Source organism: Chelativorans multitrophicus (assembly GCF_011317445.1).
GTDB classification, from domain to species: Bacteria; Pseudomonadota; Alphaproteobacteria; order Rhizobiales; family Rhizobiaceae; genus Chelativorans; species Chelativorans multitrophicus.
The window spans coordinates 625,763-638,466 of sequence record NZ_JAAAPL010000003.1 but is presented as its reverse complement, the minus strand read 5'-3'; the positions used below and the strand labels follow the sequence as shown (position 1 = coordinate 638,466).

The 12,704-nt window shown below is 62.7% G+C and carries 10 protein-coding genes and 1 riboswitch; of the genes, 5 read left to right on the top strand and 5 right to left on the bottom strand.

Annotated features, from left to right (window positions below):
* Positions 1-50 precede the first annotated feature (50 nt).
* Both GNP00_RS17490 and ykgO read right to left on the bottom strand, forming a co-directional pair.
* On the bottom strand, positions 51-635 hold the full coding sequence (locus GNP00_RS17490) for a tetratricopeptide repeat protein (protein WP_011582570.1): 585 nt from the start codon (positions 633-635) through the stop codon (positions 51-53).
* A 74-nt stretch (positions 636-709) separates the two neighbouring features.
* A complete protein-coding gene (ykgO, locus tag GNP00_RS17485; RefSeq protein ID WP_011582571.1) occupies positions 710-835 on the bottom strand; it encodes a type B 50S ribosomal protein L36 in 126 nt (41 codons plus the stop codon).
* Between the two features lie 235 nt (positions 836-1,070).
* A riboswitch (TPP riboswitch) is annotated at positions 1,071-1,173 on the top strand.
* Between the two features lie 34 nt (positions 1,174-1,207).
* Between ykgO and thiB the strand changes: the two genes are divergently transcribed.
* The 4 genes from thiB (at position 1,208) to GNP00_RS17465 (ending at position 6,222) form a co-directional block, all read left to right on the top strand.
* On the top strand, positions 1,208-2,206 hold the full coding sequence (thiB, locus tag GNP00_RS17480) for a thiamine ABC transporter substrate binding subunit (protein ID WP_011582572.1): 999 nt from the start codon (positions 1,208-1,210) through the stop codon (positions 2,204-2,206).
* A complete protein-coding gene (thiP, locus tag GNP00_RS17475; protein ID WP_011582573.1) occupies positions 2,182-3,819 on the top strand; it encodes a thiamine/thiamine pyrophosphate ABC transporter permease in 1,638 nt (545 codons plus the stop codon). The genes thiB and thiP overlap by 25 nt, the downstream gene beginning before the upstream one ends.
* Positions 3,819-4,556, top strand: coding sequence for a thiamine ABC transporter ATP-binding protein (gene thiQ, locus GNP00_RS17470; RefSeq protein WP_041544845.1), 738 nt, complete (start codon positions 3,819-3,821; stop codon positions 4,554-4,556). Before thiP ends, thiQ begins: the two co-directional genes overlap by 1 nt.
* Before the next feature lie 193 nt (positions 4,557-4,749).
* Positions 4,750-6,222, top strand: coding sequence for a M48 family metalloprotease (locus GNP00_RS17465; RefSeq protein ID WP_425482918.1), 1,473 nt, complete (start codon positions 4,750-4,752; stop codon positions 6,220-6,222).
* Between the two features lie 64 nt (positions 6,223-6,286).
* Here the strand turns inward: GNP00_RS17465 and GNP00_RS17460 are convergent, their stop codons facing one another.
* Genes GNP00_RS17460 through GNP00_RS23435 form a run of 3 tightly spaced genes read right to left on the bottom strand, consistent with a single transcriptional unit; the run spans position 6,287 to position 12,085 of the window.
* Positions 6,287-9,667, bottom strand: coding sequence for an error-prone DNA polymerase (locus GNP00_RS17460; protein WP_166016182.1), 3,381 nt, complete (start codon positions 9,665-9,667; stop codon positions 6,287-6,289).
* Positions 9,664-11,097 (bottom strand): DUF6504 family protein, encoded by a 1,434-nt coding sequence (locus GNP00_RS17455; protein ID WP_011582577.1) that lies wholly within the window; start codon positions 11,095-11,097, stop codon positions 9,664-9,666. Before GNP00_RS17455 ends, GNP00_RS17460 begins: the two co-directional genes overlap by 4 nt.
* Positions 11,098-11,110: 13 nt before the next feature.
* Positions 11,111-12,085, bottom strand: a complete 975-nt coding sequence (locus GNP00_RS23435; RefSeq protein WP_085953097.1) for an ImuA family protein — start codon at positions 12,083-12,085, stop codon at positions 11,111-11,113.
* A 172-nt stretch (positions 12,086-12,257) separates the two neighbouring features.
* On the opposite strand from GNP00_RS23435, the gene GNP00_RS17445 reads away from it, so the two are divergent.
* Positions 12,258-12,701 (top strand): metallopeptidase family protein, encoded by a 444-nt coding sequence (locus GNP00_RS17445; protein WP_041545628.1) that lies wholly within the window; start codon positions 12,258-12,260, stop codon positions 12,699-12,701.
* Positions 12,702-12,704 lie beyond the last annotated feature (3 nt).

The following is a 12,704-nucleotide window of genomic DNA, read 5'->3' as shown; positions in this document are numbered from 1 at the left end:
GGGGATCGGCCTCTACACCAATCGCCAACGTCCAGAATTACAAAACGAAGCTATAGGCGCTCATCGGTCGTCTTGTCGGTGAGGTCCAGCAAGGCTCGTTGCGCGCTACGCTGCATGGGGTAGATTTCAAGCATCCGGCGATAGATTTCGAGCGCCCGATCCTCGCGCCCCGTGACACGCAGAATACCCGCCAAACCGCTCATTGCTCCGAAATGCCGTGGTTCGATCGAAAGCACATGTGAGAGATCGGACATGGCCCGGTCGAAATCGTTCATCATCAGATAAACGAGCGCACGGTTGTTCCAGCTCTCCACATATTGGGGATAGAGCGTGACCGCCTGGTCGAGCAGGTCGAGGGCCACATGGAATTTCTTCTCTCCAGCCGCTTTATGCGCCCATTCGATGAGCACGTCAGCCGTGGCGCCGCCGGAACGCTGCCACTCTTCACGGATGCGGTTGGCGATGCGGCGCGCTGAAGCCTCGTTGCGCTCTTGCCTGAGATCGGAAAAGAGCTCATCGAGGCGTCCCTGCCGGTTCGGCTGCTCAGCCGAAGATTCCTGTGAGGCAGGAGCTTCCGCATAGGCTGGCGAGAGCAACAGCGCAGCAATGGGTACGAACAGGACGAGAAAACGCATGGGGGCAGAATACCTGCCTTCACGCCTGGATAAAAGCAAAAACCGCGTGAGGCCTCTTGCCTCACCCAGAGGGATCAGCCCTGACGGGCCTTATAGCGCGGGTTCGACTTGTTGATGATGTAGATGCGGCCCTTGCGGCGAACCATGCGGTTCTCGCGGTGACGGCCCTTCAACGCTTTGAGCGAGTTTCTGATCTTCATTGTCTTGCCCGTTGCGGCCCGACGGCCGAAAAGAGTTGTGGCCATTCGGCCGAAACGAAAGACGCGCCCTCTTGGCGCGCCAAAATCCGATGGGGCACATAGACGAGGAAGACCTTGCATGTCAACCCTGGAGCACCGGGCCGGATGCCTTGTGCATGCGGTATTTGCGCAAAGGCGGTGGCGTTCACAGCGAAACCTTCGCTTGAACCGATCCCGTCGCTGCCCTATTTTTTGCCTCGCTCTAACGGGGTGCCGTCGATTGACGGCTGAGAGGCAAAGGCCAACCCGCGGAACCTGATCCGGCTCATACCGGCGGAGGGATTAGACGCTGAGATAAAGCGCCTTCCCTGCAAGAAAGAATGGAGGCGCCGAATGCACAGAACAGCTCTCCTTGCGGCCCTGGCTTTGGGCATGGCGGCAGTTCCCGCCTCGGCCCAGGAAAAGCTCACCGTCTACACCTATGAAAGCTTCACCGCCGAATGGGGGCCTGGCCCCGTGGTGGAAACGGCCTTTGAAGCCGAATGCGGCTGCGATCTCGAATTCGTCTCGGTTGCCGATGGCGTTGCCCTGCTCAACCGCCTGAGACTTGAGGGCGAAGGCACCGAAGCGGACATCGTCCTCGGGCTGGATACGAACCTTACCCATGAGGCGAAGGAAACCGGCCTTTTCGCGCCGCATGGGATCGAACTCGGCAATGTCGATGTGCCCGGCGGATTCCAGGACGACGTGTTCGTGCCCTATGACTACGGCTATTTTGCCTTCGTCTACGACACGCAAGCACTGGAAAACCCGCCGACGAGCCTGCGCGATTTGGTGGAGAGCGGCAGCGATCTCAAGATTGCGATCCAGGACCCGCGTACCTCCACGCCGGGTCTTGGCCTGCTTCTCTGGATCAAGGCGGTCTATAAGGACGATGCGGCGGATGCCTGGGGCAAACTCAAGAACAATGTGCTGACCGTGACCCCCGGCTGGAGCGAATCCTACGGGCTTTTCACCAGCGGGGAAGTGCCGATGGTGCTGTCCTACACGACATCGCCTGCCTATCATGAGATCGCTGAGGGAACCCAGCGTTACAAGGCCGCGGCTTTTTCCGAGGGCCACTACCTTCAAATCGAGGTGGCCGCGCGCACGGCGAGAGCCAAGGACAACCCGCTGGCGGCGCAATTCCTTTCCTTTATGACCGGCCCCGGCTTCCAGGATGCCATACCGGAGAAGAACTGGATGTTTCCCGCCGGCAAGACCTCCGAGCCGCTTGACCCGGTGTTCCGGCAACTGGTCCAGCCAGCAACAACGCTTCTGTTCTCGCCCGAGGAAGTCGCTGAGAACCGCAAGGCCTGGGTTGACGAGTGGCTGGCCGTGATGAGCCGGTGACAGCCTCCTTTCCCGAGCGCGGGCGCATCACCGCGGGCGTGCTCGCCCTGGCCGCTTTGGGCATTCTGGTCGGCGGCGCCTTTGCGGGCCTCGGCCAGGAGGCGATACAGTCTTGGCGGGGGGCGTTCTCCGCCTTCGACAGCTACCTGTTGCGCGTGGCGCGGTTCACCCTACTCCAGGCGGGGCTCTCCACCATCCTTTCGGTGCTCCCGGCAATCTTCGTGGCCAGGGCACTGGCGCGCCACCCGCGCTTCTTCGGTCGGGGGTTCATCCTCCAACTGTTTGCCGTTCCACTCGCGCTTCCAGGCATTGTGGCCGCCCTCGGGGTCCTGGCCCTTCTGGGGAGGGCGGGCTTCCTGGCTCCGCTCCTTTCTTCCCTCTCGGGGGACACATGGCAGGGCATCTACGGCCTGTCGGGCATCCTTGTGGCCCATGTCTTCTTCAATCTGCCGCTTGCGGCGCGCCTTTTACTTGCATCGCTGGAAGCCGTGCCGGCGGACCAATGGAAACTCGCCGCTCAGCTCGGAATGGGCGCAGGCGCCACCTTCAGGCTGATCGAGTGGCCGGCACTGAGAGATGCACTGCCGGGCGTCGCGGCCCTCGTCTTCATGGTCTGCGCCGTTTCCTTCACGATTGTGCTTACTCTCGGCGGCGGCCCGCGCGCTACCACGCTCGAAGTTGCCATCTACCAGGCGCTTCGCTTCGATTTCGACCTTGCAAGGGCGATCGCGCTCACCTTGGTGCAGGTGGCTTTGACGGCGGCGATCGTACTTGTGCTTTCCCGCCTCGGAGCCTCGATCAATGCCGATGCCAGCCTACCGGCAGCGCCCCGCCGCTCGGTGTTTCCGCGTCCGGGCGAAACCGCCTTCAACGTTTCGGTGATCCTGCTCGCGCTCGTCTTTGTCGGCGGGCCCATTGCCGCCACCGTGATCGCCGGCCTCGGCGCCGATCTTGCTCGGCTTGCAGGCGAGAGGGCGGTGCACGGCGCGACAATGACCAGCCTTCTGCTCGCGAGCCTTTCGGCATTCTTGTGCCTGCTCCTTTCGTTTCCGCTGGTGGCGGCAAGGCGGGCGCTGGAAATGGCGCGAGGAGGCGGTAGGGCTGGCGGCTTGGAACGCCTCACGGACACCGGCGCCAGCATGGTGCTGATCGTGCCGCCGATCGTCATCGGTGCGGGGTGGTTCATCCTTCTTCGCCGCTTTGGCGACGTATTCGCCTTCGCGCCATTGATGGTGGTAACGGTCAACGCCGCCATGGCCCTGCCCTTCACCATGCGTGCTATCCGCCCCGCCTATGACGCGGCGAGCGCGCGGCATGAAAAGCTCTGCCTTGCGCTCGGTATTTCCGGCTGGAGCCGCTTGCGGCTTGTCGACTGGCCTGCGCTCAGGCGGCCTGCTGCCACCGGGCTGGCCTTCGCCATGGCGCTCTCTCTCGGCGATCTCGGCGTGATCGCCCTTTTCGGCAGCGACCGGGTAAAGACCTTGCCTTATCTCCTTTTCGAGCGCATGGGCAGCTATCGCACCGCCGATGCCGCGGGGCTCGCGCTCTTTCTTGGCGTCCTCTGCCTCGGCTTGATGTTCCTTGCCACCCACTGGGGAAAAGAGAAGTCGTGATGGTTCCGCAACAGGGCGCGGTCGTGAAGCTCGATGCGCTTGCCTTCGCCTATCCGGGCGGGCAGGCGATGCGCTTCGATCTGTTGGTGCCCGCTTCGGAAATCGTCGCGCTGATGGGGCCGAGCGGCTCGGGAAAATCCACATTGCTCAACCTGATTGCAGGTTTCGAGCGGCCGGATTCGGGACAGGTGCTGATCGGGAGCGGCGATGTCACGCGCCTGCCGCCTTTCAAGCGGCCTGTTTCCATGATCTTCCAGGAAAATAATCTCTTCAGCCACCTGACAGTGGAACAGAATGTCGGGCTTGGCCGCTCCCCCACGCTGCGGCTTTCCGATGGCGATCGCGCTGCGGTCAGCGAGGCGATCGCCAGAACGGGCCTGGCAGGAAAGGAACAGCGGCTGCCACGGCAACTTTCCGGCGGCGAACGCCAGAGAGTGGCGCTCGCGCGCGTGCTGGTCCGGCGGCAGCCGGTACTCCTTCTCGACGAGCCATTCGCCTCGCTTGGGCCAGCACTGAGGGACGAGATGCTGGACCTGGTTGCCGAGCTTCATCGCGATCAGCAAATGACGGTCATCATGGCGACTCATGATCCGCGTGACGCGGAACGCCTGTCAAACAGGCTTTTGTTCATAGAGAACGGGACAATTGCGGCAGACGGTGCCACTTCAAGCTTCCTGGCCGGGCAAGGGCCGCCCGCTTTCGCGCGCTACCTTGGCGAGAGGAAACGATTGCGATAACAACCGGGCTATTGTTCGGCCAGATTCGGTCATTATTTATCGCCACAAGACCGGTCGATTGAAACAGCCCGGTAACTGTGGCGCGCAGATCATTGTCTTGATCAAAAGACTATGGCTAGGTCGTCGCCAGCCAAGCGGGACGGAACCCGTCGAAAGGATGTTCGCTCTGCCTCGATTCAGTGCCTCAGGATTTATGGGCGCCGCCCGGGAGCGCCGCTACCGTATGGCCCTGCTTGCCGGCGTATTTGCGCTTTCCGGATGCCAGGCGCTCGACATGTCGTCGGATGCGGATTTCAAGCCGTCGCCCAACCCGATGACGGTAGACACCGTCATGCGCAGCGATTCGCTGGCCAATCTTGCACGCCGTCAACATCCTAAGATTCTGCAGACCTATGGCGGCGAATATTCGGACCCCAAGCTGGAACGGATGCTGGCGCGGGTTGTCGGCAAGCTTTCGCAGGACCCGCAAAACCCCTCGCAGACCTATCGGATTACGATCCTCGATTCGCCCAACATCAATGCCTTCGCGCTGCCGGGCGGCTATCTCTACATCACGCGGGGCATCTTGGCGCTGGCGAGTGATTCGGCGGAGATTGCCGCCGTGCTGGCGCATGAGATGGCGCATGTGACCGCCAATCACGGCATCGAGCGGCAGCGCAGGGAAGCCGAGGCAACGCTTGCGTCGCGTGTCGTGGACGAGGTTTTGAGCTCCGACAGGAACGCGCAGGCCGCCGTCTGGCGCGGCAAGCTCCAGCTGGCGCAGTTCTCGCGCAATCAGGAGCTGGAGGCGGATGCCATCGGCATCGCCACCATCGGACGCGTTGGCTATGACCCCTATGCGGCGGCGCGTTTTCTTCAGTCGATGGACGCCTACCAGAAGTTCTACAGCGTCCAGGGCGAAAACGACGCGAGCCTGGACTTCCTGGCGAGCCACCCCAACGCGCCGCGGCGGATCGAGCTTGCACAGCGCCATGCCCGGCAGTTTGGCATGCCTGGCACGGGCGAACGGGACCGTGCACCCTTCCTTGAAGGGATTGACGGCCTGCTTTTCGGGGACAAGCCGGACCAGGGCTATGTGCGGGGACGCGATTTTCTGCACCCGACGCTTGGCGTGGCCTTTTCCGTGCCCGAGGGCTTTGTGATTGACAATTCGGCCGGAGAGGTCGTTGCGGCGGGGCCGGGCGACCTGGCTTTCCGCTTCGACGGCGCAACGGTGCCCCGTTCTCTCTCGCTCACCGATTATCTTCAGGACGGATGGCTCGCCGGACTGGACACCGGCACTGTGCGGGCCACCACGATCAACGGCCATGAAGCTGCGAGCGCCCGCGCCTATGCCGGCGAATGGCAGTTCGATGTGACGGTGGTGCGCGTGGGCGATCAGGTTTACCGGCTGCTCACCGGCGCGCCGCGCAACAGCAATCAGCTCGAGCCGGTAGCCCGAGCCATCAGCAGCAGCTTTCATGTGCTGAGCCAGGCGGAGCGTGCAGAACTCAAGCCGCTGCGCATTCGCGTCCTAACGGTGCGGCCGGGCGACACGGTGGCGACCTTCGCCAATCAGATGGCGGGCGTCGACCGCAAGCTGGACCTCTTCCGCCTGCTCAACGGGCTCGGTCCCGGCGCCAATCTTTCGGCGGGCGACAAGGTCAAGATCGTCACGGATCGTTAAGCCCACATGCCGGATGAGCCATCCGCAAAGACGGCCGCTCGCCCCGAATGAGGGCCAAGCTGGATTAATGGAAATTACGCCCCTTCGGCATGACCTGCGCCACGGCGGCCGATTGCGCAATTTCTGCTTCTTTCCGCACGGTTGTTTCGAGCTGCGGTGACGCGCTCGCCGGGGACATTGCCCGTTCAGGGAGAACCGCCGTCTTTTCCCGCGTCAGGTTCCTGCGCTCGTGCCCTTCCTTCACCAGGGCGCCGAGCCTGGCGCTCAGATCGATGATCTTCTCGGCGACCACATGGATGACGCCGGATGCGCTCTGAAGCTTGCCGTCGATCCGCACGAATCGGGCGCCCATCACCTGCGGACGAAAGCGCTGGAACATCTTGTCCCAGACAACGATATTGGCGATGCCTGTCTCATCCTCGATCGTCATGAAGATGACATTCTTGGCCGTGCCCGGCCGCTGGCGGATGAGCACGAGGCCCGCAACGGATACGCGACGCCCATTGTCCAAATCCTGCAGGCGCTCATTGGGGACCACCTTTTCAGCGGCAAGCTGGTCACGCAGGAAGGAAACGGGATGCGCTTTAAGTGACAGGCTGAGTGACTGATAATCATGCACCACATGCATGCTGAGCGGCATGGAGGGCAGCCGCACCTCCGGCTCATCCTCGCCAAGGTTGATCTCGGGCCTGTCGAGCAGAGGCAGGCGGTCTGCAGCCCTCGTTTCATCCAGCGCCTGCACGGCCCAGAGGGCGGTGCGCCGGTCGAGCCCCAGGGAACGGAAAGCATCCGCTTCCGCAAGCCGGGCGATCACGCTTTTGCTTAAACCCGAACGGAGCCACAGATCGCGTACCGAGCGGTACCCGACGCCGCGATTGCGCACGAGCTGCTCCATATCGGCCTCAGCCAGGCCTTTTACCTGGCGGAAGCCGAGACGCACGGCATCCTCTGTCCTGATGATGGAGCGCATCCCGGCATGCCGGTCCGCTACACGAGCAGGATCAAAAGAGGCTTCTTCAAGCGTGCAATCCCATTTTGAAGAGTTGATATCCACCTCGCGGATTTCGACGCCATGCTCGCGCGCATCGCGCACAAGCTGCGCCGGCGCATAGAAGCCCATGGGCTGGGAATTCAGGATCGCCGCGCAGAAGACATCCGGGTAATAGGCCTTGAACCATGCGGAGGCATAAACAAGAAGGGCGAAGGAGGCCGCATGGCTCTCTGGAAAGCCGTATTCGCCAAAGCCTTCGATCTGCCTGAAGCAACGCTCGGCGAACGCGCGCGGGTAGCCCCTGGCCTCCATGCCATTGATCAGCTTGTGCTTGTAATCGGTAACCGTGCCAGTGCGTTTGAACGTCGCCATCGCGCGGCGGAGCCGATCCGCTTCCCATGGTTCGAAACCGCCCGCCACGATCGCGATCTTCATCGCCTGTTCCTGAAACAGTGGAACGCCGAGTGTCTTTTTCAGTATCGCTTCAAGCTCCGGCCGCACATATTCGGGCTTTTCCTGTCTCTCGCGCCGCTTCAGATAGGGATGCACCATGTCGCCCTGTATGGGACCCGGCCGGACAATGGCCACCTCGATGACCAAGTCATAGAATGTCCGCGGCTGAAGACGCGGCAGCATCGACATCTGCGCGCGGGATTCCACTTGGAAGACGCCAATCGTATCGGCGCGGCTGATCATATCGTAGACAGGCTCCAGTTCCGGCTGAATGGTCGCCAGTTGGAGAGGCCGGCCGTAATCGTCCCTGACATCGTACTTCTCTTTTAGAAGACCGAAAGCGCGTTGCAGGCAGGACAGCATGCCGAGCGCGAGCACATCGACTTTGAGAAGGCCGACATTGTCGAGATCATCCTTGTCCCACTCCACCATCTTGCGCTCTTCCATCGCCGTCTTGACGATGGGGACGATCTCATCGAGCCGGTCCTTGGTGATGACGAAACCACCCACATGCTGGGAAAGATGGCGCGGGAAACCCATGATCCCGTTGGCCAGATTGACCATTTGCTTCGTCCTGGGATCAGCCTTGTTTAGGCCTGCGGCTTTGATTGCCGTATCGCCCACCTCTTCGCTCGACCACCCCCAGATCGAGCCGGAGAGCGCCGAAGTGACATCTTCGGAAAGCCCAAGCACCTTGGCCACTTCGCGAAGCGCCAGGCGGCCACGATAGGAAATGACCGAGCAGGCGAGGGCCGTGTGCTTTTCGCTGTATTTCTCATAGATATAGGCGATGACCTCTTCGCGGCGCTGATGCTCGAAATCGACGTCGATATCCGGCGGCTCGCCACGCTCCTCGGAAATGAAGCGCTCAAGCAGGTGGTCCATGATATCGGGTCCGACATCGGTGATGCGCAGGCAATAGCAGATGAGGGAATTGGCCGCCGAGCCCCGCCCCTGGCATAGGATTCCCTGCGATCGCGCGTATCTCATGATATCGTAGACGGTGAGGAAGTAGCGCGCGTAGTTCTTCCGCTTGACCAGGTCCAGTTCCTTGCGGATAAGCTCCTTCTGCGCCTCGGGAATGCCCCGCGGGAAACGCTCCTTCGCACCTTCCCAGGTCAGCCGTTCCAGTTCCTCCTGCGCCGGAAGCCCGGACTCGGACACCTCATCGGGATAATTGTGCTCCAACTCGCTCAGCGAGAAGCTGAGGCTTTCGGCAAAACGAAGCGTCTCGGCCAGCGCCTCCGGATATGAACGAAAGAGGCGCGCCATCTCCTCCGGCGGCTTCATATGGCGCTCGGCATTCGCTTCGAGAGCAAAGCCCGCTTCGGAAATCGTCGTGTTGAGGCGGATAGCGGTGAGGACATCCTGGAGGGAACGCTGCTCTGCCGCATGATAGAGCACGTCATTGGTGGCCATCAGCGGGACGCCCACCGCTTCCGCCATGCCCGCCGCCTGGGCAAGCCGCCAGCGGTCATCGCCGCCATAGGATGGAGCGACGGCGAGCCAGACACTCTCCTTAAACCGGGCTTTAACTGCTTTCAGGAAAGCGAGCGTTTTGTCCCCTGGTGCTTGCAGGTCCGGCAGGATGGCGAGGGAGATTTGATCGCCCCACTCCCAGAAATCCTCCGCCAGGAGGACTGGCGCGCCCTTCTCGCTTTCCTCACGCATATTCGCCTTGGTCAGCATGCGGCAGAGATGCGCCCAGCCCTGCCGGTCCTGCGGATAGGCCAAGATGTCCGGCGTGCCGTCGGAAAAGACGAGCCGGCAGCCGGGGTGATAAGGCAGTCGGGCCGGCTCGGACTCCTCCGTCAGCTTGATATATTTGGACTGCACCCAGGCCCGAACCACGCCCGCCACAGTGTTGCGGTCGGCAAGGCCCATGGCCGAGAACCCCAATAATTTTGCAGCAACCACCAGCTCTTCCGGCCGCGAGGCTCCACGCAGGAAGGAAAAATTCGACTGAACGCCGAATTCCGCATAGGCGGGAGCGGCCGTCATGGGAAAATCCCGTGCAGGAACCAGCGCGGCGCGGTCTTCTCGCCATAAAGCCCTTCCCGATAAAGCCAGTAGCGTCGGCCCTCCATATCCTCGACGCGGAAGTAATCGCGCGTGGGCCCCGGCTCATCTTCGCGCCACCACTCGGAGGCGATGCGCTCCGGCCCCTCGGCCCGCGCCACACGATAGAGCGCCCGCCGCCAGCGGAAGGAAAGAGGCGGACCTTCGGGGACTTCCGCCGAAGCCTCCACCGGTTCGGGCTTTTCCAGGAGGCGGATGGGGCGGATCTTCTCCGCGGGATCTATCGCTTCTTTGGCGCCGACCTCTTTTCCGAAGGGAACAAAACGCGCCCTGCGCTCGGGCAAATGGCTTTCGGCCAGGACGGGGACGAGTACGGCGCCCTCGCCGAGACGGGCGCGAATGCGGTCGGCAAGAAGCGAAAACTCCTCTTCCTCGCAGGCAGTCCCTTCCGCAAGATCCGTCTGCTCCACCTCGAAAGGCGCGGTGACGGTAACCGAAAGCCGCACCAGATCGAACCCATATTCCGGATCGAGGCTGCCTTCGAGAGCTGAAAACCGCTCATGGAACAGTTTGGCGACCGTCAGCGGCTCACGCTGGGGCCGCGAGGTGCCCACCATGATGCGGCTCACCGCGCCATCGACCCGGAAAAGGGAAAGCAGCAAGCGCCTGGCGCCTTCGCCCCGCCGCTCCAGATCCTGCCTCAAGGTGCGGGCAAGGATGAGGACCAGCTGCTCGATTTCTTCCCGCGTGCCGATCGGCTCGGCAAGCTGGCGCTCGGCCGAGAGCGGAGCCACAGGCAGGCGCGGCGTGATGGCTTCTTCGACCATACCCAAAGCCTGATCCAGGCGGGTGACGAGCTTGCGCCCGAAACGCCGCGCGAGCGGCGCGCGCGGCGCACCGATGAGAGCGCCGACATGGCGAAGGCCCACGCTTTCCAGCCCGACCCGGGTCTTCTCTTCCAGGCGCAGGGCGGCAAGCGGCATGGGCGCCAGGGCCGTTTCCTCCTGTCCCGGGGACACGTTGCAATCACCTTTCGCATAACGCGCCGCTGCCCAGGCCATTCCGGGAGTCGAGGCAAGGGCGGCACGGACATCGAAGCCCTGATGCGTGAGACGGCAGAGGATTTCGGCCAGCATCGCATTCTCGCCGCCGAAAAGATGGGCACAGCCGCTGATATCGAGAAAAAGCCCGTCGCGGCCATCGAGCGCCACCAGGGGCGTGAACCGGTCACACCAGTCGGCCAGGCTTTCGAGCAGCAGTTGATCCCGGTCTGGGTCCGCCTCGACGACCTCTAAATCCGGGTACATGGCGCGTGCGTCAGCAATGCCCATGCCGGGTTTGAGGCCGAAGTCCTCGGCCCGTTCGTCAAGCGCCACGATGCGCTGCGCGTTGTTCTGCCGGCAGCTTACCACCAGCGGCGGAAGATCAGCCCGCGCGCCTTCGTTCTGGCCTGAGCGCCAGCCGGGCCCGTGCCGCCGGCGCAGAATCCGGTCCGTTGAAAGATGCGGCAGCCAGATGGCCAGGATTCTGCGCTTCTCGGCCGCTCTCGCGAACAATTCGCCGCTCTCCGGCGGGCCATCTTTCCTGAAAGGCAAAGTCATGGGAGTTCCAGTCCAGCACGAATGTTCCATCTTTCCCCGTCCTGCTCTTGGACAAGGTGGCGGCGAAGGCCGGCGGGCCGATGGAGCGGGGAAGCGGCCCGGCAAGCGCCTCCCGCAGGGGGGAAGGCGCGGGCGAGACAAGCAGGCGCGTGGGGGCCGCCGTCGGCTCCGGCTCCGCCGAGTGGCGGATGAGCAAAACAGGCTGTGCCGCTTCCCTGGCGCGAAGATGGAGGCGGCGCGTGGCCGTCAGGTCGAGCTTTGCCGGATTGCCTCGCAGTTCCAGAATGGTGGCGGAAAAACTGCCCAGGCGAGCCGCCTCTTCCGCGGCCCAAAGCGCATCCTCCAGCCGTCCGGCGCGCGCCAGGAGAAGCTTGTCCGGCGCGAGGCCGAAAAATGATCCCAGCCCCGGCGCATAGGGAAAGCCGGCCTCTGAAAGCATATCCCCTAGGCAGATCCAAAGGATCGGCCTGGCGGATTGTGCGCCCGCGCCGGTACGCGAGACAATAGCAGCAAGGGCCAGCGCAAAGCCACAAACAGCCCCGCTGTCACGGGTCGCGCGTCCCGATACTTCCGTCAGGGCCGCGCGTGGGATGCCGCCGCCGAGTGCGGAATCGAGACGCGGCGCTCCGGTGACGGAAAACCCCGCGCCCGAAGCAAGGCGGCCGTAATGGCGCAGCACAGCTTCGCTGCCAGCCCCCGCTTCCGGCGCGGCAAAACGCTCGGGCAGGTTGCCCTCGATTTTCGCGATTTCCCGGCGCAGGGCAAAAAGCTTTTCCTGCGCCATGGCCATGCGTGCCATGCCGCTCACTCCAGCGCATAGATCGTTCCTGTTATGTTCTTATGGATTCCAGAGCCGCCCCACGGAGTCAAGAAGGATTTTATTCCTTCTTCTCCAACCCTCCGCAACGAGCCCTGCCAGACCTCTCGAATCGCGAGCGGGAACGCGCTATATGCGCGTCAAAGGATATAAAATGGCACGCATCTACCAGACACGCGCCTGGCATGACCAGCTCTCACCATCACTTGCGGAATTCGAACTCCTGGCAATGGAAACCTATGCCAACCTGCCGGAGGAGTTCCGCAAGCTCACGGGCGATATCATCATTCAGGTTGCCGATTTTCCCAGCGAGGAAATCATGGACGACCTGGCATTGGAAACGCCTTTTGATCTGCTGGGCTTGTTCGAGGGGCGGGGGATTGCCGAACGCTGGAACCCCGCCACGGGCGACGGTCCCAACCGCATAACGCTCTACCGCCGCGCGATCCTCGATTATTGGGCCGAGAACGAGGAAACACTGGGGGACATCGTGGCGCATGTGCTGATCCACGAGATCGGCCATCATTTCGGCCTGTCGGATGAAGACATGGCGCGGATCGAAGAGACGGTGGACGAATGGCCGAGCCCGGGCTCGTGACGC